This window comes from Streptomyces sp. NPDC107654, assembly GCF_055639035.1.
Map to the genome: position 1 here is coordinate 176,005 of NZ_JBVKBI010000003.1, position 19,385 is coordinate 195,389.

The window sequence follows — 19,385 nt, forward strand, 5'->3', positions numbered from 1 at the left end:
GGGACCCCGGCGGGCCGCGCGGTCAGCCGAGGCCGAGGACGCGCAGGGTGCGTTCGGCCATGCGCTGCTCCCCGAGGGCGTTGGGGTGGACCGGGACGACGTTCCGCCCGAACAGGAGCGGCTCGATCCACCGGGTGCCGACCGGCGCGCAGGCGTCGCGCCCGGTGGAGGCCTCGGCGAAGTCCACGTACGTCGCCCCGGTCTCCTCGGCGGCCCGCCGGACCACGGCGTTGAGGTGCGCCTGCAGCGCGTGCAGGTACGGCACGTCGCCGGTGGCGACCGGGAGTTTGACGAAGCAGGACGGATCGGCCGTGGCGGGCGTGATCCACGGGTAGCCGAGCACCGCCACCCGGGCGTGCGGGGCCTTGGCGCGCACGCTGCGGAGCGCGGACGTCAGCGCGGGGTAGGTGGTGGCGTCGATCTCGTCGTCGAAGGACGTGCCGTACCGGTCCTTGCAGGGGCTGCCCTTGCCGCCGCTGAGGACGCCCGCGGTTCCGCAGGCGGTCACGGCGTTGATGAAGGTGCCGTTGTCGTTTCCGCCGATGGTGAGGGTCACCAGGTCGGTGTCTTCGGTGAGGGCGTCCGTCTGGGGGGCGACGCCGGGGTACTGGGCCTCGGTGAAGTCCTTGGTCTGGGCGGCCCCACAGGTGACGTCCGTCAGCCGTGCGGCGGTCCGGGCGGCGACGACGTGGGGGTAGTTCGCCGTGGAGCGCAGGCAGAGCGGGCTGGTGACGTCGACGGGGAGGACGCCCGAGGCGGCGCTGTAACTGTCGCCGAGGGCCGCGTAGTCGAGGGTGGCCGTGGCCTGGGCGGGGACCGCGGTGAGGCCGAGGGCCAGTGCGCCGACGGCCGCGGAGGCGGCGGTGAGGACTCGGCGCAGAGCGGGCATGGGCATGTGGTGCTCTCCGTTCTCGGGCATGGAGACTGCTCGGGCATGGGGGTGTCTCGGGCATGGGGGTGTCTCGGGCACGGAGGCTGCTCGGGCATGGGGGTGCCGTGGGGCGGGCGGTGCTGCGGGGCGGGCGTGCGGGAGCGCGGGGACGGCGTGGCTCGATCGAGCGGAACGGCGTGCGGGCCACGAGATGGCGGCCGGGAGAGCGGCGGGGTTACCGCGGGGTACTACCGATAGGTAATGTGAGGCCGCCGACACGCGGAGTCAACAGCGGCGACAGAACTTCTTTGAAAGTCGGACCGCACCTGATAGGGCGCGCGAAACCGGGGCACTCGTAGAGCAGGACCACCGTCAGCAGCTGGAGGCCGCCATGATCGCCCTCGGCATCATCCTGCTCATCATCGGCTTCATCACCGGAATCAACATCCTGTGGACCATCGGCATCATCCTGCTGGTGGTGGGAGCCATCCTGTGGATCATGGGATCCATGGGGCACGCGGTCGCCGGCCGCCGCCACTATTGGTGAACGGCGACGTGTGATCCGTCCCGGCGGGCGCCTTCCGGCGCTCGCCGGGCAGTTCTGTTCCCGGAGCAGCGCGGTCTCGCCATGGTGCGGCACCCCCTGCTCGACCCGCCCCGGCGAGGGGCCCGTCCGATGTGATCGGCGCGCAGTACGAGCATCCCGGTGAGACGGCTCAGGCGCCAGGCGATCGTGGTGGCCGGCGTCGGGGCCCAGTCGCCGGTACCGGACGGGAAGGTCACCCCCGGCCCCGGCCCTGCCGCCCGCGGCCGGAGCGACCAGCAGCCGGCCGGCGCCGGCTCCCGACGCACTCGTCGTCGGTCAGGGGCGACTCCTGCTCTTCACGCCGTCGCCGCTGCCCATGACCGGGCCGCGCAGCCGGCCGAGGAGCCGCTCGCACGCGAAGTCGAACCGGTCCGGCAGCGGACGCGGGCGGAGCGGTGTCGTCGTCCGCTGCCCTCCGGGAGGGTGGGCGGTCACCGGCCGGCCCGCCCCGCGTACGTGTCCGTGGCCGCCACCAGCGCCTCGGTCACACCGGGGGCCCTGGCGTTGTGACCGGCGTCGTCCACGATCACCAACTCGCTGTCCGGCCAGGCGTGATGGAGCCGCCAGACGATGCCGAGGAGGTTGCCGAGGTCGAGGCTGCCCTGGACCAGGGTGCCGGGGATCCCCTTCAGCCGGTGGGCGTCGCGCAGCACGACACCCTCGCACCGGGCGTCTCCGTTTCCGTCGCCGTCGCCGTCGGTCAGGAAGTGTCCGTTGCCCCAGTAGTGGGTGACGGTGCGGGCGAAGCCCTGGCGGAAGACCGGGTCCTCGAAGCGCTCGACGGAGCGCGGGGGCGCGGGGATGGTGGCCGTCTCCCAGTCGGTCCAGGCCCGCGCGGCCCGCTCCCGCACCTCCGGGTCGGGGGATTCGAGCAGCCGGTTGTAGGCCGCGGCGAGGTTGCCGTCCCGGTCGTCGGCGGGGAGCCCGGACAGGAACGCCTCGAAAGCCGCCGGGAACAGCCTGCCGAGCCCCCGGGTGAGCAGCTCCACCTCGGCGTCCGAGCCGGTGGCGACCCCGGTGAGGACCAGTTCGGTGACGACGCCGGGGCGGGTCTGGGCGTAGCGCAGCGCGAGCACGGAACCCCAGGAGACGCCCCACACCAGCCAGCGTGCGATGCCGAGGTGCCGGCGCAGCAGCTCCAGGTCGGTCAGGAGACGGTCCGTCGTGTTGACGCTCATGTCGGTGTCGGGCCGGCCGGCGTGCGGGGTGGACCGCCCGCTGCCCCGCTGGTCGAGCAGGACGATCCGGTAGGCGGCCGGGTCGAACAGGCGGCGGGCGTACGGGGAACTGCCGGATCCCGGTCCGCCGTGCAGGACGAGGGCCGGCTTGCCCTCCGGGTTGCCGCACGTCTCCCAGTGGACGTGGTTGCCGTCTCCCACGTCGAGCATGCCGTGCGCGTACGGTTCGATCTCCGGATAGAGAGGCATCCGGGCACCGTAGCGCGCCCCGCGCCGCGTTGCCCGCGGGATTGCGGTCCGCCGGAACGCGGGCGACTGTCGCGGAAGCGCCGCGGAATTGTCCGTGATCGGTAACAGCGGGATCCCCCGCTCGTTCCCCACCGTCCTGCCAGGTGCGAAGCATCGGCACGGCAGATGCCAGGCACCGGCACGGCACGGACAACAGACGCAGGGGGCGGGACGGACATGGCGCGGCATGGCGGACGGGGATGGTACGGCCGGGTGATCGCGGCGGCGGTCGGGGTCACGGCGGTGGCCGCCGCCACCTCGGTGTGGACCGCGCAGGCCGGCCAGAGCGGCGGCCAGGCCGCGCCGGCCAGGCCCGCGAAGCCGAAGGCGGCGGCCGTGTCCACGGCCATCGCCCACGCCTCCGACCGGGGGGAGCACGCCGTCAACATCACCATCGACGACGGCCCGGACCCGGTCTGGACCCCGCAGGTCCTCCAAGTGCTGCGGGAGAACGGGGTGAAGGCGACGTTCTGCATGGTCGGCACCCAGGCCCAGGCACACCCGGACCTGGTCCGGCAGGTCGTGGCCGCCGGGCACCGGCTGTGCGACCACACCGTGTCGCACGACACCACCATGGACACCAAGTCCCAGGCCTACCAGGCGCAGCAGATCGTGGACGCGGAACGGCAGATAACCAAGGCCTCGGGAGGTGTCCGCCCGATGTACTACCGGGCGCCGGGCGGCGCCTTCACGCCGTACAGCCGGAAGCTGGCGGCCTCGCACGGGATGCGGCCCCTCGGCTGGAACGTCGACTCCAAGGACTTCGAGCGGCCGGGCAGCGACGCGATCGTCAACACCGTCAGGAGCGAGGTGGCCAACGGGCCCACGATCCTCTTCCACGACGCGGGCGGCGACCGCTCCCAGACGGTGGCGGCACTGCGGACCCTGCTGCCCTGGCTGAAGCAGCAGGGGTACGACTTCGGCTTCCCCGTGCGCTGAGAAACCGGCGCCGGTTCGTTCCGCCCCTCTTGTGGGCGTGTTCATGCAGCAACTAGCCTCCGAGGCGTTGTGCACAGCGAAACAGTCATTGCGCATGCTGCAACGCCTCATCGGAGGAAGACTCCATGAACCTGTCCGTCCGTCTCACGGCGTTCACCGCGCTCGCCGCCACCCTGGCCACCGCCTGCGCGCCCCGGACCGCCGGCACCACCTCCTCCGCCACGGACGAGAAGAGCGGCACCCTGCGGGTGTGGCTCTTCCAGGAGGTCGACAACCAGCCCAAGCAGCACGTGGTCGACGCCGTCCTCGCCGGCTTCGAGAAGGCGCACGAGGACACCGAGGTCAGCGTCGAGTACATCCCCGTGGAGACCCGCGCCCAGCGCATCAAGGCCGCCTTCAACGACCCCAAGTCCGCGCCGGACGTCGTCGAGTACGGCAACACCGACACCGCCGGCTACGTACGGGACGGCGGACTCCTGGACGTCACGCGGGAGTTCGACGCCTGGAGCGAGGCACGGGACACCGACCCGACCGCCCGGCGGTCGGTCACCGTGGACGGCCGGGTCTACGGGGCGCCGTACTTCGTCGGCGTCCGCGCGCTGTACTACCGGACCGACATCTTCCGCGAACTCGGCCTCGCCGTACCGAGATCGCAGGCCGAGCTGATCTCGACGGCCAGGCGGATCCACGCCGAGAAGCCCGGCCTGTACGGCCTGGCCGTCGGCGGCGCCTACACCTACGGCGCGCTGCCGTTCATCTGGGCCCACGGCGGTGACCTGGCCACCGGCGAAGAGGGGACGTACGCCTCCGCCCTCGACCGCCCCGCCGCCCGGAAGGGCATCAAGGCCTACACCTCGCTCTTCGGCGACACCAACTGTCCCGCCGCCCGTTGCGCCGGCATGACCGGCAACGACACGGTGACCGCGTTCGCCTCCGGCAAGGCGGCCATGGCGATCGGCGGCGACTTCAGCCACGCCGCCGTGGAGGCGGGGAAGGTCAGGGGCACGTACGCGGTGGTGCCGCTGCCCGGGGTGAAGCCCGGCTCGATCGCACCGGCTTTCGCGGGCGGCAACAACATCGGCGTCCTGAAGAGCACCGCGCACCGCACGCTCGCCGTGGACCTGATGAAGCGGCTCGCCTCGAAGAAGACGCAGCTCGGCCTCTTCGACGCCATGGGCTTCCTGCCGACCTTCACGGACGTACGGCGGCAGGCCGCGGCGAAGGAGCCGTTCGTCAAGCCGTTCGTCCAGACCCTCGCCGCCGGCACCGAGTTCGTGCCGGCCTCACCCGCCTGGGCGCGGATCGACTCCTCGCTGGTGCTGCCGACCATGTTCCAGGAGATCGTCAGCGGCAGGAAGGGCGTGGCGGCGGCGTCCGAGGACGCGGCGCGGAAGATGGACGACGCGTTCGGCTCCGCCGGATGAGCCGGGCGGCGGCGCCTTCCGGGCGGGCGGCCGCGCAGCGCCGCGGAGGCGGGTGGACGCCCTGGCTCTATATGGCTCCCGCTCTGCTCGTGCTGGCCGGGCTGCTGGTCTACCCCGTCTACCAGCTCGGGCTGATGTCCTTCCTGGAGTACACCCAGGCCCAGGTCAGCGGCGGGGAACCGACCCGCTTCCGGGGGCTGGCCAACTACACCGAGCTGTTCGCCGACGACCAGTTCCGGCAGGTGCTGCTGACCACGGTGGGCTTCGCGGCGGCCTGTGTGGTCTCCACCCTGGCGGTGGGCTGCGCGCTCGCCGTGCTGCTCACCCGCGTCCGCGCCCTCCCCCGGCTCGCGCTGATGCTGGCGGCGCTGGGCGCGTGGGCGACCCCGACGGTCACCGGCTCGACGGTCTGGCTGTTCCTGTTCGACCCCGACTTCGGCCCGGTCGACCGCCTGCTGGGCATCGGCGACTTCTCGTGGACCTACGGCCGGTACAGCGCCTTCCTCCTGGTCCTGCTGGAGGTGGTGTGGTGCTCCTTCCCGTTCGTGATGGTCACCGTCTACGCCGGCATCCGCGCCGTACCGGGCGAGGTGCTGGAGGCCGCCGCGCTGGACGGCGCCTCGCAGTGGCGGATCTGGCGCTCGGTGCTGGCGCCGATGCTCCGGCCGATCCTGGTCGTCGTCACCGTCCAGTCGGTGATCTGGGACTTCAAGGTCTTCACCCAGATCTACGTCATGACGGGCGGCGGCGGCACCGCCGGCCAGAACCTGGTCCTGAACGTCTACGCCTATCAGCAGGCCTTCGCGTCCTCGCAGTACAGCCTCGGCTCGGCGATCGGCGTCGTGATGCTGCTGGTCCTGCTCGGTGTCACGCTCGGCTACCTGCGGCTGCTGCGCCGCCAGGGGGAGGAGCTGTGAGTCCCGCACGACGTCCCCTGCCCCGTCGCCGGCCACGGCTCACCTGGCGCCCGGCGGCCGAGGCGACCGCGCTGCTGGTCGCCGCGGTCGTCGCGTTCCCCCTGTACTGGATGCTGCTGAGCGCCGTGCGACCGGCCGGGGAGATCGAGTCCACCGAGCCGAGGCCCTGGACGTCCTCGCCCTCGCTGGACTCCTTCCGGCGCGTGTTCCAGCAGCACGACTTCGGCCGGTACTTCGTCAACAGCCTCGTCGTGGCGGTGAGTGTGGTGATCGCCTCCGCGCTGATCGCCTTCCTCGCCGCGACCGCCGTGACCCGCTTCCGGTTCCGCTTCCGGACCACCCTGCTGATCATGTTCCTGGTGGCCCAGACGGTGCCCGTGGAGGCGCTCACCATCCCCCTGTTCTTCCTCATGCGGGACCTCGGCCAGCTGAACACGCTCGGTTCGCTGATCCTGCCGCACCTCGCCTTCTCGCTGCCGTTCGCGATCTGGATGCTGCGGGGGTTCGTACGCGCCGTCCCCGAGTCCCTGGAGGAGGCCGCGTACCTCGACGGGGCGAGCCGGGCGCGCTTCCTGTGGCGGATCCTGCTCCCCCTGGTCCTGCCGGGCCTGACCGCCACCAGCGTGTTCTCCTTCATCTCCGCCTGGAACGACTTCCTGTTCGCCAAGTCGTTCATCATCAGCGACACCTCGCAGTCGACGCTGCCGATGGCCCTGCTGGTCTTCTACAAGCCGGACGAGCCGGACTGGGGCGGGGTCATGGCGGCGTCCACCGTGATGACGGTTCCGGTCCTGGTGTTCTTCGTCCTCGTCCAGCGCCGGCTGGTCTCCGGACTGGGCGGAGCCGTGAAGGAGTGAACCGGCTGTCACGAACGCAGCCGATGCCGTGTCCTGGAGGGGTGCGCGTCGGCGCACCGGGCCCGGTGGCGGTCGCCGGTACCCGTGAGGCCGTGGAACGGTGAAGGAGAGAGCCATGAAGATCGTGGTCGTCGGAGGTACGGGGCTCATCGGCTCCCAGGTGGTGACGCTGGTGCGGGGGAACGGGCACGAGGCCGTGGCCGCCTCCCCCTCCACGGGGGTGAACGCCCTCACCGGCGAGGGGCTGGCCCAGGCGCTGAAGGACGCCGACGTGGTCGTGGACGTGTCCAACTCCCCGTCCTTCGACGCCGGGCCGGCGCTGGAGTTCTTCACCCGTTCGGCGGAACACCTGTTCGGCGCCGAGCGGGAGGCCGGCGTCCGCCACCACGTCACGCTGTCCATCGTCGGTGTCGACCAGGTGCCCGACTACGGCTACTACCGGGCCAAGGTCGCCCAGGAGGAGGCCGTGCGCGCCGGCGGTGTGCCCTACACCATCGTGCGCGCCACTCAGTTCTTCGAGTTCATCGGTCCGGTGATGGACATGTCGACCGAGGACGGGCGGGTACGGCTGCCGTCCACCCGGCTGCGTCCGATGGCCTCCGCCGATGTCGCGGCCGCCGTCGCCGAGGCGGCCCAGGGCGAACCGGCGAACGGCGTCCGCGAGATCGCGGGACCCGAGGTGCACGGGCTCGACCGGCTCGGTGAGATCACCCTGGCGCTCAGGCCGGACGGCCGCAGCGTCGTCAGGGACGAGAGTGCCGGCCTGTTCGCGGGCATGCCGGACGTGCTCACCGGCGACGACACCGCACACCTCGCGTCCACCCGGTACGAGGACTGGCTGAGACGGCACTGACCGTGTGGCGGAGGGAGCGGGCCGCCTGAGGTGGGGGGTGCCGGGCCTGTCTGCGAGCATGGCCGTGTGGACGGGTATCCGGCCGCCGGCGGGGCCGAGCCGGTGGACGCGCTCGAGGTGGCGCCGACGCCCCGGACGGCGGTGGCGTGGCTGCCGCCGCCGGAGCTGTGGGCGCCGATCCAGGACATCCGCTGGGAGCACGATCCACAGGTACGGCGGTGGCCGCCGCATGTGAACCTGCTGTTCGGGTTCGTGCCGGAGGAGGCGTTCGAGCGGGCGCTGCCGCTGCTCTCCGCCGGGGCGGCGCGCAGTACGGCGTTCACGGCGCGCCTGTCCGGAGTACGCAGCTTCCGGCATCGGCACTACGCGACGGTGTGGCTCGACCCGGCCGCGGCCGACCCGGCGCCCTGGGCCCGGCTCCGGCGGGAGCTGAGCGTGCGGTTCCCGCTCTGTCACGGGCGCAGGGGGAGCTTCACCCCCCACCTCTCCCTCGGCCGCGCCCGGGACCCCCGGCCCCTGGCCGCCGAGTGCGCCGCCCGGCTCGGCACGCTGACGGCGGAGGTCGAGGAGGTGGTGGTGCTCTCCCGGCGCGACGAGGAGCCGATGCGGCCCCGGGCGGTGATCGCCCTGGGCACGGGCGAGGTCCGGCGGACGCGGGAGTACTGAGCTGATGCCGTGACCGGCCGGCCCGGCACCGCGCCGCGGCCCGTGACCGCTCCGTACGCGCCCGACGGGCTCCCTGCGGCCGTCCCCCAGCACCGGGAAAACCGCTGGCCAGGCTGTTGGTGCTCCTGCTGGGATGCGGTCATGCACATGGATGACACCACCGCCGTGGACCGGGGCCGCTTCCCGGACGCGGTGACCCCGTGGGAGCGGGAGTCCTGGCGTACGGAGGCCCTCGACTGGGTGGCCGACCGCCTCACCACGCACGGGTTCCGCCCTCACGGCGCCCTGCGGGTACGGCTGAGACCGTGGTCGGTGCTGGTGCGGATACCGGTCGCGGGGCGGGGAGCCGGCGCAGAGCACGTACGCGGGGCCGGCGCGGGGCACGGGACCGGCGCGGGTCGGAGGTCCGGCGCGGGGCAGGGCGTCGGCGTGGGAGAGGCGGTCGTCTGGTTCAAGGCGAACCCTCCGGCCAGCGCGTTCGAGGGGCCGTTGACCGCCGCGCTGGCCCGTTGGGTGCCGGAGCACGTGCTGCGGCCGCTGGCCGTCGAGGCCGAGCGCGGCTGGACGCTGCTGCCCGACGGGGGCGACCTGTTCCGGGCCGTGCTCGGCCGGGAACAGGTCGAGCCGCGGGACTGGGAGGCGCTGCTGCGGCAGTACGGGAGCATGCAGAACGACCTCGTACCGCACGCCGACGAGATCGAGGGGCTGGGCGTGCCCGCCGCCCGGACCCGCGACCTGCCGGAGGTGTTCGACAAGCTGCTCGCCGGGAACAAGGCGCTGATCCCGGACCAGCGCACCCGGCTGGAGCGTCTGCGGCCCCGGCTCGCGGACTGGTGCGCGGAACTCGCCTCCGCCGGCATCCCCGACACGCTCGACCACGCCGATCTGCACGACGGCCAGCTGTTCCGGCCGGCACCGGGCCGGTTCACCTTCTTCGACTGGGGCGACGCCACGGTCTCCCACCCGTTCTGCAGCCTGCGCGTCCCTGCCGAACGGGCCCGCGACCGGTACGGGCCACAGGTGCTCCCCCGGCTGCTCGACGCCTACCTGGAGCCGTGGACGGGCCCTGGCCGCACCACGGCGGAACTGCGGCGCGCCGCGGGACTCGCGTGGCGGCTGAGCGCGCTCGGCCGCGCGGACTCCTGGGGGCGGATGTTCCCCCACGTCTCCGGCGTCGAGCCGGGAGCCGCGGAGGGTGCCGCCTGGCTGCTGGAACTGCTGGGGGAGCCGCCGTTCCGTTCCGCCTGACGGCTCCCCACGGGGCACGCGGGTCAGGGCAGCGGTGTGCCGCCGGTCGCGTTGAGGATCTCCCCGGTGATGAAGCTCGCCTGGGGCGAGGCGAGGTAGACGTAGCCGGGGGCCAGCTCGGCGGGCTGGGCCGGGCGGCCGAGCGGGCTCTGCTTACCGAACTCCGACGTTTCGGGCATGGTCGAGGGGATGAGCGGGGTCCACACCGGCCCGGGCGCCACCGCGTTGACCCGGATGCCGCGTTCGGCGACCATCTGGGCCAGCCCGTGGGTGAAGGTGACGATCGCACCCTTGGTCATCGCGTAGTCCAGCAGGTGCGGGCTGGGCTGGTAGGCCTGCACGGACGTGGAGTTGATGACGCAGCCCCCGGCCGGGATGTGCGGCAGGGCGAACTTGGTCAGCCAGAACATCCCGTACAGGTTCGTCCGCATCACCCGGTCGAACTGCTCGGTGCTGATCGCCTCGATGCCGTCGGGCTGGGACATCTGGTAGGCGGCGTTGTTCACGAGGACGTCGATCCCGCCGAACTCGGCGACCGCCCGCTCGATCAGCGACCGGCAGTTGTCCTCGTCGCGGATGTCGCAGGACACCGCGACCGCCTTGCGGCCCGCGTCCTCCACCAGCCGGGCCGTCTCGCGGGCGTCGTCCTCCTCCTCGTCGAGGTGGGTGAAGAGCACGTCGGCGCCCTCGCGGGCGAAGGCGATCGCCACCGCGCGTCCGATGCCGGAGTCCCCTCCCGTGATCACGGCCTTGCGGCCCTCCAGACGGCCGGCGCCGCGGTACGACTCCTCACCGTGGTCGGGCGGCGGGTCCATCGGGCCGGTCCAGCCCGGGTGCGGCTGGTCCTGGGAGGGGAAGTCGGGGCGGGCGTGCTGTGTGACCGGGTTCGGCCGGTCACCCTGCTGGTCCGTCACGGTGGTCTCCTGCGTCTCGCGGTGGACAGGTCAGGCGACCGGGTTCCCTCTCAGGGGCGGGTGAAAAGCGCCCCGCGCAGGTCAGGCGGTGGGCGTGTCGTGGCCGCCGGTGGCGCGCAGCCGGTCCCTGCGGGCGAGGTTGTAGATCCGCAGGAGGTGCTTCGCCACGGCGCAGGGGGCGGCGTCGGCATGGCACTGGCGGCAGGTCCGCATGTGCTGCTCGTAGGTGAAGCGCGCGTTTTCCAACGCGTCGTTGACAGAAGACATGGATTTCTCCGGGCAGAGCGCGTCCGTGGACGGCGCCGAGTTGACTGACTGGTACACCCGGAACTAGGTGATCATGTTACTGCCGGTACTGGGAAACTCGTACGGTCGGCGCCCTCACCGAGCGCCCGGAGCGGTCCCGCCCGTGCCCTTTCACCCCCGAGGGGCGAAGCCTGGACTTCCCGTTCCTCGTTGTCCCGGGTGATCCGGCACCTCAGGGCCGGCGACCAGGCGAAGGACGAGCAGCATGACCTCGACCCCCTTGTGCATCGGCGTTGTCGCGCCCCTGACCGGCCGGCTGGCCCCGCTCGGGGCACCGCTCGACCACGTACTGCGCGTGCTGGCGCCGCACCTCACGCACGTCCGCAACGGCGGCAGGCGGTACGAGGTGACCGTCGCCGTACGGGACAGCCGCTCCGAACCCGGGTCCGCCCGGCGGGCGGTGCGCGAGCTGGCGGACGAGGACGGCGCCCGCATCGTGCTGACCATGGCCGGCACCCGGGTACTGCCCGCCGTCACGGAGGCCTGCGAGGACGCGGCGGTGCCCTGTGTGTCCACGACGTTCCCCTGGCAGGCGTACGTGCACGCCCGGGGTGCCGGTCCGGAGCACCGCTTCCGGTGGACGTACCACTTCGCCTGGGGTCTGGACGACATCGCGCGGGTCTTCGCCGGGCTGTGGGAGGGGGTCTCCGCGGTCGGCGCCGTCGGCTGCCTGTGGAACGACGACCTGCAGGGCCGGCTGCTGCGGCACGGGCGGTACGGGTTCGCGCCGGCGCTCGACGGGCGCGGCCACACGCTGGCCGACCTCGGTGCCTATCCGGAGCCGGCGGATGACTTCGGCGAGCAGGTCGGCCGGCTGCGGGAACACGGCGCCGGGATCGTCACCAGCGCGGCCACCGCGACCGACCTGGCCCTCTTCCACCGCCAGGCCCGGCAGGCGGGACTGCGGCCCCGGCTGATCACCTGCTCGCGCTGGCTGACCTACCCGCACACCCACAGCAGCCCCGCCCCCGACGTGCACGAGGAACTCGGTGACGCGCGGGTGGCCACGCTCGTCTACTGGAGCCCCGGTCACCCGTACCGCTCCAGCCTGGACGGCACCACGTGCGCCGAGCTGGCCCGCGCCTACCAGGAGGCCACCGGCGCGTCCTGGATGCAGCCGCTGGGACTCGCGCACGCCCTGCTGGAGACCGCTCACCACGCCCTGGCCACGGCTGCCGACCCGGCCGACCGCGCCTCGGTCGCCGACGCCGTCGCCCGCACCCGCCTGGACACCGTCGCCGGCACGCTCGACTGGACCGGCGGCCCGACACCGAACATCGCCCTGCTGCCGCTGGTCGGCGGCCAGTGGCAGCCGGGACCGGACGGCCCGCGCCTGGCCGTCGTCCACAACGCGGGCCACCCGGAGGTACCGCTGACGGGTGACCTGACCCCGGCCCGCTGAGCGCCGGCGAAGGAACGCGGGCCGCACGCCATGCGGCGCACCGCCTGGCGGTCCCCTTCCGCGGGAGGCCGGTACCCCGGGCGCACTGGGCTCGGACCGGCCCATCGCACACTGCGACGTGCGGGCCGCGCCGGCGCCGGCCCACCGGCCCACCGGCCCACCGGCCCACCGGCCCAAGGGTGCCGCGGCGCACCGGGACGGACTCACACCGTTGCAGGCGCCGGAGAGCGCACCGGCCACGCGGCGGCCGCCGCCGGCGAGACCGCCGCGGCGGGCCGGATCGCGCCCGGCCTCCGTACCGATCTCACCGCGCTGTCGGTGCACCCCCGTCCACGCGCCGGGCGGCGAACTCGCCGCCTGCGCCCTGGTGTTGGCGGTCACGAGCGGACACATGGCCCACCGGGGACAGGGTCCGGTTTGGTAAGATCGTCCTACGGCATCGCGTGTCGGTCACCGGCCGGGTGAGGCATGGAGGTGCCCGTGAGTTTGCCCTCGGAGGCATTCCACTCATGTCAGTCGAGTTGAACCACACCATCGTCCACGCCCGGGACAAGCGGGAGTCCGCCGAGTTCCTGGCCCACATCCTGGGCCTGGAGGTCGGGCCCGAGTGGGGCCCGTTCGTCCCCGTCGACACCAGCAACGGGGTGACCCTGGACTTCGCCACGATCCCGGCGGAGTCGATCGCCATGCAGCACTACGCCTTCCTCATCTCGGAGGAGGAGTTCGACGCGGCCTTCGCCCGCATACGCGAGGCCGGGATCGAGTACTACGCGGATCCGCAACGGAAGCAGCCGGGCGAGATCAACCGCTACTTCGGTGGCCGGGGCCTGTACTTCATGGACCCGGCCGGACACGCGATGGAGATCATCACCCGCCCCTACGGCAGCACCGAGCCGCCGGCGGAGTCCTGAAGTGCCGGGCGGGCCGGGGGCGTGGACCCCGGCCCGCCCGGTCGGCCGTCCCCCGCCGGCGCACGGCACACTGTGCGGGTGCACGACTTCCGCCCGGTCCACCGAGACCCCGCCCCCGACTGGTACGGACGCCTGCGGGCGCAGACGGACGACCTCTCCCCCGCCGGCTGGCTCACCGCACACGGCCCGGGGCAGGGTGCCTTCGGCACGGTGGCGGCGATCGCCGCGCCGGGCTTCGCCGCGTACGCCCGGATCCTGCACCCCGCCTGGCTCGACGAGCGGCCGGTGCGCTGGTCCAGGGTGGCCGCCGCCCACGGCACCCGGCTGACACCGGTCAGCCGCTGGCACGAGGTCATCGGAGCGGACCAGGCGTACGTCGACCGCTCCGACCACGGCCTGCCCGGAGTGTGGGACGAACACCCCGACGAGGGGCCGACCCCGCCGGGCGTCGCGCGGGCCCTGCTGCCCGTCCTGGCCCGGCACACCGCGACCGCGGACCGGTGCTGGTTCGGCCTGTGGTCCGGCTACGGCCGCTGGGACTGGGACCGCTTCCCGGCCTTCGAGACCCCGGGCCGGGACGAGGTCCTGCTGGCAGGCCGACTGGCCGACGCCGTCTCCCCGGCGGACCTGGACGAGTTCGCGGAGCTTCCCGACCTGTGGTGGCCGCAGGACCGCGCCTGGTGTCTGGGCGGAGACGTGGATCTGGTCAGCACGTACGTCGGCGGCTCCCCGGCCCTGATCTCCGACCTGTTGACCACACCCGACCTGGAGGTCCACCCCGTCCACCCGGACGACCTGGTCGGCTGAGCCCGGCTCCGAACCGTTCCACCGGATGGTCCGCGCCGGGTACGACCGGCCTGCCGAGAAGGGACGGGAGCGGGGCGCCGCCCGGGCGGCGTCCCGCGTTGCCTCACCTCGACTTCCCCGCCTAGGGGTTGACGACGGTGCCGCCGAAGGTCACCGCGAGGCGGCCGTCGGAGGCGAAGGACCAGCCGAGGGCGCCCGCGTACGAGGAGCAGCGCGAGCCGTTGGCGCCGGTCCAGAACTGGTCGGAGCTGTCGGTGTTCCCGACGGTCTTGTCGTTCGAGCCGCTGACGGCGAAACGGCAGGAGGTGTCGTCGCGGAACACCGAGGTGCCGGCGTCGAAGGAGAAGTTGCGCTGGGCGTTGTCGATGCCGACGTTGTGGGAGATCGTCATCGTGCCGGGGTTGCTGTTGTAGGTGAACCCGTGGTGGCCGTTCCTGTAGGCGATGCTGTGCTGGACCACGTGGTCGACCGCGATGTCGTCACCGCCGAGCTTGTAGCCGTTGCGGTCGCCGTTGGAGTTGACGGTGCCGTCGCTCAGCGTGCCGTTGTTGTAGGACAGGGAGTACTCGATGGTCACCGGGCCGATCGCGCCGGTGTCCGTCTTGGTGTACAGGTCCCAGCCGTCGTCGATGTTGTGGTGGGAGACGTCGTAGCGGAAGACGTTCCCGGTGCCGGTGGTGAGTTTCGCGGCGAAGCCGTCGGCGTCCTCGCCGTCGGAGTCGGCGTTGTCGTGCGACTCGGAGCTGACGATCAGGTTGTTCGACGGCCACTGGGAGCTGGGGGTGCTGGAGGCGATCCGGCCCAGTTGCAGGCCCGTGTCCCGGTTGTAGGCCGTCACCACCCGCTCGACGACGTTGTTGCTGCCGCCGACGTAGATCCCGTTGTCCCCGGCGTGCTCGACCGTGAGGCCGTACAGCCGCCAGTAGTCGGCGAACAGCTGGATACCCCGGTTGGAGGGGCTCTCGCTCTGGCCGGAGAAGTCGAGCACCGGCTTCTCGCCCGGGTAGGCGGAGAGGGTGGTACGGGCGCCGGAGGTACCGTCGCGGCCGGCCGGGATGGTCACCGTGGAGGAGTAGGCGTACGTCCCGCCGCGCAGGTAGACGGTGCCGCCCGGGGTGATCCGGCTGATGGCCGAGGTGAGCGTCGTCGGGGCCGACTCGGTGCCGGCCGCGCCGTCGGTGCCGGCCGGCGACGCGTAGAGCACGGCACCGGTGGTTGCCGTGGCCACGTCCGCGTCGAGGTAGTCGAGGTTGGGCAGGCCCTGGGCGGAGGTCGGGGTGAGGCGGACGGTGTTGCTGCCCGCCTTCACCGGCACGGTCAGCGTCTTGGTCACCCAGGTGCTCCAGGCGCCGGTCGCCTCGAAGGAGGCGGTGGCGGCCGTCGTACCGTTGACCGCGAGGGTGGCGGGCCGGGCGGTGGTCGTGCCGTTGGCGAAGCGGATGCCCAGGGTCGCGGTGCCGGCGCCGGCGGCGTTCACGGTGAACTGGGCGTATCCGCCCGTTGAGTTGGTGCCGTTGCAGAAGCCGCTGCCGGAGTAGCCGGGCCAGTCGGAGTCGACGGTCCCGGTGCAGACGGTGGAGGAACTCTCGGCCTCGTGGCGTGAGGTGGCGGCCCCGGCCGTGGTGCCGGACAGCGCGACGAGCGCGCCGGCGAGCAGACCGGCGCACGCGATGGCTGGTCTCAGTTGCATCGGCTTGTCTCCCTGCGGGTTGGCTCGGCTGTGCGGATGCGAGTGGTCCAGGGGGTGAACCCGACGGCCGGTCATGGCATGGTGAAGGGTGCGCGGAAAGCGCTTTCCCCTGGACCTTCCCGACGGTAGAGAGACGTCATGCACGCGTCAACCATCGCGTACATGATTCATATTCATATGAGTGAACCATCAGAGGGAGTTGACCGGTGGGTTCCGGTGCTCTGGTGGATGCCCGGCGGGATATCGGTGGTTCCCCGGGGTGCCGACGGGGCCCCTGGGCTACTCGCCGGGGGCGAGGGTGCGGGCCACGACGGCCGCCGCCTCGGCGATCAGAGCCTGGTCCACCGGGGCGTCCGGAGTGCTCTTGCTCGACAGGACGGCCAGCACGACAGGAGTCCCCCGGGTCGTCCAGGCCACGCCGATGTCATGGGCGGAGGCGTAGTCACCGGTGCCGGTCTTGTCCGCGAGGACCCAGTCCTGAGGCAGTCCCTTGCGGAACCGCTCCGCGCTGGTCTGGTTGCCCTTCAGCCAGGTGACGAACCGTTCGCGGTCGGCGCGGTCCAGTGCCCGGCCCAGCGCGAGGCGTTCCAGGCTCGCGGCGATCGCCTCCGGGGTCGTGGTGTCGCGCGCGTCGCCCGGGATCGCGGCGTTCAGCTCCGGCTCCCACCGGTCGAGCCGGCTCACCTCGTCACCGAGCGACCGGTAGAAACGGGTCAGACCCGCCGGACCCCCGAGTTCCCGGAGCAGCAGGTTGCCGGCCGCGTTGTCGCTGTACTGGATCGCCGCCGCACACAGGTCGGCCACGGTCATGCCGGTCGCGAGGTTCTCCTCCGTCCGCGGCGAGTTGGGGAGGAGGTCGTGCGGCGGATAGTGCACCACCCGGTCCAGCGGCGCACAGCCGGCCCGGTCGCGCAGGACCGCCGCCGCGGCGAACGCCTTGAACGTGGAGCACATCGCGAACCGCTCCCCCGCCCGGTGGGCCACGGCCCGCCCGGTGCGCACGTTGCGCGCGTACACACCGAGCCGGGCACGGTACCGCCGCTCCAGCTCGGCCAACTCGGCCCGGGCGGCGCGGGACCGGACGTCCTGGGCCGCGGAGGCGGTCGAGGCGGAGGCGGAGGCGGAGAGCGCCGTGGCGGTCACGGCGGCGCCGGTGACCGCGAGGCCGGCCTGGAGCAGGCGGCGACGCGGCAGGGGGTCGGGGCGGTCGGTACGGGCACCGGCACTGCTGCTGGTCACGGGTGGTCCTCCCAGTTCGTCCGTTGTCGGCGTCGATCGCTCGACGCGGCCAGGGAAACAGGAGGAACCCACCCATGTCCAAGAGGAAACTTTGAAGCTCCCATGCGTTATTGATATGAGTGCAGGGTGGATCTCCTGGCGCATCTAGAGGCCTATGTGGCGACGGCCGACGAGGCGAGCTTCTCCCGGGCGGCCGACCGGCTCGGCATAGCCCAGCCGCTGCTCAGCCGCCGCATCAAGACGCTGGAGGAGCACTTCGGCGGGTCGCTGTTCGACCGGTCCCGGCGGCAGATCACGACCACCGAGCTGGGTCTGCTGCTCCTCCCCTACGCCCGGGACGTGCTGGAGCGGACCCAGCGGCTGCGGCAGGCCGCCCGCTCGGCCGGCCGCTCGCGGGTGCGCGCCGTCGGAGTCCCGGCGGACTGCGCCCCCGCCGCCCTGGCCCGTGCCATCCGCGCCGGCACCGAGCACGGCGTCACCCTCGGTATGCGTGAACTGCCACCGTCGGCACGGGCGTCCGGACTGACGGACGGCTCGCTCCAGTACGCCCTGGTGCGGGCCGCTCCGGAACAGGCCGCGCTGCGGGTCCCGTTGGGACTGGCGTCGGCGACGGGCCAGGACGGCGCCGGAACCGTGGGGCGTCCGCTCCATCTCGAAGAGCTGAGACCGCGCCGCGGACGCGGCACCGGGCCCGCCGCCCCTCCACCCCTGCTGCTCCTGACGGAGGACGAATTGCCGTATTACCAGGACCGGTTGGCACGGTCGTCCGCTCGCGCCGGGCTGCCCGGGGGGCGGATACGGCCGGCCGGTCCGGCGGCCACCGCGCTCGCCGAGACACTGGCGGGGAGCGCCCTGCTGCTGTGCGCCGAACCGTTCGCCCGCCGGCACGGCGCCCACTGGCGCCCCCTCGCCGACCGCGCGCTGCACCGGGGGTACGACGTGAGCGCCGCCCCGGGCCGGAACGGCGCGGAGGGGGTACCGGGCTGGCTGGCCACGCTGCTCGCGTCGGCCGTGGGCGCCGTACCCGAGCGGCACGACGGGCACGACGGGTACGGCCGGCTCGCCGGAGAGGACGGACAGGACCGGCACGGCGCGTACGGCGGACAGGACCGGCCTGGCGACCGGGTCCGGCCGGGGGCCGGCACCGGCGGCGAGGACGTCCACGCGCGGCTGGCGGCACGCGGATGAGCGCGGCGGCGGCGCACCACCCGGTGTACACCGGCGACGAGGGTGCCCTCCTGGACGTCGCCGAGACCATCGCCTCGGAGTGGGCGGCGCTCGGCATGCGCGGTTCCTTCCTCGCCCGCAACCTGGACACCGGCGAGCAACTCGGCTTCGCGGCAGAGGAGTCGACTCCCCTGGCGTCGGTGGTGAAGGTCCCGCTCGCCCTGGTCGTCCTGGAGGGGATCGCGGCCGGGGAACTCGACCCGGCCCTCCCGGTCACGGTGGACCCGGCCACGAGCAGCGTCGGCCCCACCGGGCTCGCCGCCTTCCGTCACCCGGCCACCGTGGCCGTCGCCGACCTGCTCCAACTGACGCTGTCGGTGAGCGACAACGCCGCCGCGGACGCGCTGCTCGACCTGGTGCCGGTGGCGGACGTCGACGGACGGCTGCGGGCGTGGGGATGCGACGGGATCCGGATGCGGCACCGGATGAACCACCTCTACGAGTGTGCCGCCGGTGCCGCCGGCAACGACTTCTCCCTCGCCCTGGAGCTGGCCGTCCGGGACGAGCGGACGGGGCGCCACACCATCGAGACGCTCGACCCCGCTCGGGCCAACACCGGCACGGCCTCGGCGCTCGTCGATCTGCTGCACCGCGTGTGGTGCGACGAGATCGCCAGTCCCCCGGCGACGGCGGAGCTGCGGCGCCTGATGGGGCTCCAGGTCTTCACACAGCGCCTGGCGGGCGAACTGCGGGCGGACACGCTCCGCTGGTCCGGCAAGACGGGCACCTTCCTGCACCTCCGGCACGAGATCGGGGTGCTGGAGGCGGACTCAGGAGACCGGGTGGCGATGGCGGCACTGACCCGAGCGGACCGCATCGCGGGAGTGGCCGCGGACATCGACCTGGCGATCGGGGTGGCGGGACGCGAGGCGTTCGAGGCACTGCGCTGCCGCTGAACTCACACCGAGTGGGGGTCCTCAGGGGCGGGCTGCACACGGCGTTGACACCGCGCCCGGTGGGACACACCGGGCGCTGCTCCCGCGCCGCCCGGGTCGTCACTGTCTTCTGCCGCGACGAGGCGTCGCTCGCGCTCTGGGCTCGGGAGGCCGCGCGCACGCGGAT

20 protein-coding genes are annotated in these 19,385 nt (G+C 72.9%); 13 read left to right on the top strand and 7 right to left on the bottom strand.

Annotated features, from left to right (window positions below; genetic code table 11):
* Positions 1 to 22 precede the first annotated feature (22 nt).
* Positions 23 to 895, bottom strand: coding sequence for an SGNH/GDSL hydrolase family protein (locus ACZ7N4_RS06870; RefSeq protein WP_471355118.1), 873 nt, complete (start codon positions 893 to 895; stop codon positions 23 to 25).
* A gap of 367 nt (positions 896 to 1,262) precedes the next feature.
* Here ACZ7N4_RS06870 and ACZ7N4_RS06875 point away from each other — a divergent pair, with 367 nt between their 5' ends.
* Complete coding sequence (locus ACZ7N4_RS06875; protein ID WP_467922187.1) at positions 1,263 to 1,418, top strand: DUF6131 family protein; 156 nt, start codon at positions 1,263 to 1,265, stop codon at positions 1,416 to 1,418.
* A 315-nt stretch (positions 1,419 to 1,733) separates the two neighbouring features.
* Here the strand turns inward: ACZ7N4_RS06875 and ACZ7N4_RS06880 are convergent, their stop codons facing one another.
* The gene (locus tag ACZ7N4_RS06880; protein ID WP_471354592.1) at positions 1,734 to 1,892 is read right to left on the bottom strand and encodes a hypothetical protein; all 159 of its coding nucleotides are present in this window, start codon (positions 1,890 to 1,892) and stop codon (positions 1,734 to 1,736) included.
* A complete protein-coding gene (gene pip, locus ACZ7N4_RS06885) occupies positions 1,889 to 2,884 on the bottom strand; it encodes a prolyl aminopeptidase (RefSeq protein ID WP_471354594.1) in 996 nt (331 codons plus the stop codon). Before pip ends, ACZ7N4_RS06880 begins: the two co-directional genes overlap by 4 nt.
* A gap of 216 nt (positions 2,885 to 3,100) precedes the next feature.
* On the opposite strand from pip, the gene ACZ7N4_RS06890 reads away from it, so the two are divergent.
* The 7 genes from ACZ7N4_RS06890 (at position 3,101) to ACZ7N4_RS06920 (ending at position 9,827) form a co-directional block, all read left to right on the top strand.
* Positions 3,101 to 3,862, top strand: coding sequence for a polysaccharide deacetylase family protein (locus ACZ7N4_RS06890; RefSeq protein WP_471354597.1), 762 nt, complete (start codon positions 3,101 to 3,103; stop codon positions 3,860 to 3,862).
* A 125-nt stretch (positions 3,863 to 3,987) separates the two neighbouring features.
* Positions 3,988 to 5,286 carry an extracellular solute-binding protein gene (locus tag ACZ7N4_RS06895; protein WP_471354598.1) on the top strand — a complete coding sequence of 433 codons (1,299 nt, stop codon included), beginning with the start codon at positions 3,988 to 3,990 and terminating at the stop codon, positions 5,284 to 5,286.
* Positions 5,283 to 6,203 (top strand): carbohydrate ABC transporter permease, encoded by a 921-nt coding sequence (locus ACZ7N4_RS06900; RefSeq protein ID WP_471354600.1) that lies wholly within the window; start codon positions 5,283 to 5,285, stop codon positions 6,201 to 6,203. Before ACZ7N4_RS06895 ends, ACZ7N4_RS06900 begins: the two co-directional genes overlap by 4 nt.
* Positions 6,200 to 7,060, top strand: a complete 861-nt coding sequence (locus ACZ7N4_RS06905) for a carbohydrate ABC transporter permease (protein WP_471354603.1) — start codon at positions 6,200 to 6,202, stop codon at positions 7,058 to 7,060. The genes ACZ7N4_RS06900 and ACZ7N4_RS06905 overlap by 4 nt, the downstream gene beginning before the upstream one ends.
* A gap of 115 nt (positions 7,061 to 7,175) precedes the next feature.
* On the top strand, positions 7,176 to 7,913 hold the full coding sequence (locus tag ACZ7N4_RS06910) for an SDR family oxidoreductase (RefSeq protein WP_471354604.1): 738 nt from the start codon (positions 7,176 to 7,178) through the stop codon (positions 7,911 to 7,913).
* Between the two features lie 66 nt (positions 7,914 to 7,979).
* Entirely contained in the window at positions 7,980 to 8,579 is a 600-nt protein-coding gene (locus ACZ7N4_RS06915; protein WP_471354606.1) for a 2'-5' RNA ligase family protein, read from the top strand.
* A 141-nt stretch (positions 8,580 to 8,720) separates the two neighbouring features.
* Positions 8,721 to 9,827, top strand: coding sequence for a phosphotransferase (locus ACZ7N4_RS06920; protein ID WP_471354608.1), 1,107 nt, complete (start codon positions 8,721 to 8,723; stop codon positions 9,825 to 9,827).
* Between the two features lie 23 nt (positions 9,828 to 9,850).
* Here the strand turns inward: ACZ7N4_RS06920 and ACZ7N4_RS06925 are convergent, their stop codons facing one another.
* Together ACZ7N4_RS06925 and ACZ7N4_RS06930 are read right to left on the bottom strand one after the other, a co-directional pair.
* Positions 9,851 to 10,741, bottom strand: a complete 891-nt coding sequence (locus ACZ7N4_RS06925; protein ID WP_471354610.1) for an SDR family oxidoreductase — start codon at positions 10,739 to 10,741, stop codon at positions 9,851 to 9,853.
* Positions 10,742 to 10,822: 81 nt separating this feature from the next.
* Positions 10,823 to 11,008, bottom strand: a complete 186-nt coding sequence (locus ACZ7N4_RS06930) for a hypothetical protein (protein ID WP_471354612.1) — start codon at positions 11,006 to 11,008, stop codon at positions 10,823 to 10,825.
* A 244-nt stretch (positions 11,009 to 11,252) separates the two neighbouring features.
* Here ACZ7N4_RS06930 and ACZ7N4_RS06935 point away from each other — a divergent pair, with 244 nt between their 5' ends.
* The 3 genes from ACZ7N4_RS06935 (at position 11,253) to ACZ7N4_RS06945 (ending at position 14,167) form a co-directional block, all read left to right on the top strand.
* Entirely contained in the window at positions 11,253 to 12,449 is a 1,197-nt protein-coding gene (locus tag ACZ7N4_RS06935; protein ID WP_471354614.1) for an ABC transporter substrate-binding protein, read from the top strand.
* Between the two features lie 509 nt (positions 12,450 to 12,958).
* The gene (locus ACZ7N4_RS06940) at positions 12,959 to 13,360 is read left to right on the top strand and encodes a VOC family protein (protein WP_471354616.1); all 402 of its coding nucleotides are present in this window, start codon (positions 12,959 to 12,961) and stop codon (positions 13,358 to 13,360) included.
* A gap of 78 nt (positions 13,361 to 13,438) precedes the next feature.
* On the top strand, positions 13,439 to 14,167 hold the full coding sequence (locus ACZ7N4_RS06945; RefSeq protein WP_471354618.1) for a hypothetical protein: 729 nt from the start codon (positions 13,439 to 13,441) through the stop codon (positions 14,165 to 14,167).
* Positions 14,168 to 14,288: 121 nt separating this feature from the next.
* On the opposite strand, the gene ACZ7N4_RS06950 is transcribed toward ACZ7N4_RS06945, so the two are convergent.
* Positions 14,289 to 15,857 carry a carbohydrate-binding protein gene (locus ACZ7N4_RS06950; protein WP_471354620.1) on the bottom strand — a complete coding sequence of 523 codons (1,569 nt, stop codon included), beginning with the start codon at positions 15,855 to 15,857 and terminating at the stop codon, positions 14,289 to 14,291.
* A gap of 279 nt (positions 15,858 to 16,136) precedes the next feature.
* Positions 16,137 to 17,051 carry a class A beta-lactamase gene (bla, locus tag ACZ7N4_RS06955; protein ID WP_471355121.1) on the bottom strand — a complete coding sequence of 305 codons (915 nt, stop codon included), beginning with the start codon at positions 17,049 to 17,051 and terminating at the stop codon, positions 16,137 to 16,139.
* Between the two features lie 171 nt (positions 17,052 to 17,222).
* Here bla and ACZ7N4_RS06960 point away from each other — a divergent pair, with 171 nt between their 5' ends.
* Positions 17,223 to 18,284: a LysR family transcriptional regulator gene (locus ACZ7N4_RS06960; RefSeq protein ID WP_471354622.1), complete on the top strand. Its 1,062-nt coding sequence runs from the start codon at positions 17,223 to 17,225 to the stop codon at positions 18,282 to 18,284.
* Positions 18,281 to 19,219, top strand: coding sequence for a serine hydrolase (locus tag ACZ7N4_RS06965; RefSeq protein ID WP_471354624.1), 939 nt, complete (start codon positions 18,281 to 18,283; stop codon positions 19,217 to 19,219). Before ACZ7N4_RS06960 ends, ACZ7N4_RS06965 begins: the two co-directional genes overlap by 4 nt.
* Positions 19,220 to 19,385 lie beyond the last annotated feature (166 nt).

Coding starts and splice junctions, on each gene's coding strand:
- ACZ7N4_RS06870 (WP_471355118.1), bottom strand. CDS start 895: ATGCCCATGCCCGCTCTGCGCCGAGTCCTCACCGCCGCCTCCGCGGCC.
- ACZ7N4_RS06875 (WP_467922187.1), top strand. CDS start 1,263: ATGATCGCCCTCGGCATCATCCTGCTCATCATCGGCTTCATCACCGGA.
- pip (WP_471354594.1), bottom strand. CDS start 2,884: ATGCCTCTCTATCCGGAGATCGAACCGTACGCGCACGGCATGCTCGAC.
- ACZ7N4_RS06890 (WP_471354597.1), top strand. CDS start 3,101: ATGGCGCGGCATGGCGGACGGGGATGGTACGGCCGGGTGATCGCGGCG.
- ACZ7N4_RS06895 (WP_471354598.1), top strand. CDS start 3,988: ATGAACCTGTCCGTCCGTCTCACGGCGTTCACCGCGCTCGCCGCCACC.
- ACZ7N4_RS06900 (WP_471354600.1), top strand. CDS start 5,283: ATGAGCCGGGCGGCGGCGCCTTCCGGGCGGGCGGCCGCGCAGCGCCGC.
- ACZ7N4_RS06910 (WP_471354604.1), top strand. CDS start 7,176: ATGAAGATCGTGGTCGTCGGAGGTACGGGGCTCATCGGCTCCCAGGTG.
- ACZ7N4_RS06920 (WP_471354608.1), top strand. CDS start 8,721: ATGCACATGGATGACACCACCGCCGTGGACCGGGGCCGCTTCCCGGAC.
- ACZ7N4_RS06930 (WP_471354612.1), bottom strand. CDS start 11,008: ATGTCTTCTGTCAACGACGCGTTGGAAAACGCGCGCTTCACCTACGAG.
- ACZ7N4_RS06935 (WP_471354614.1), top strand. CDS start 11,253: ATGACCTCGACCCCCTTGTGCATCGGCGTTGTCGCGCCCCTGACCGGC.
- ACZ7N4_RS06940 (WP_471354616.1), top strand. CDS start 12,959: ATGTCAGTCGAGTTGAACCACACCATCGTCCACGCCCGGGACAAGCGG.
- ACZ7N4_RS06950 (WP_471354620.1), bottom strand. CDS start 15,857: ATGCAACTGAGACCAGCCATCGCGTGCGCCGGTCTGCTCGCCGGCGCG.
- ACZ7N4_RS06965 (WP_471354624.1), top strand. CDS start 18,281: ATGAGCGCGGCGGCGGCGCACCACCCGGTGTACACCGGCGACGAGGGT.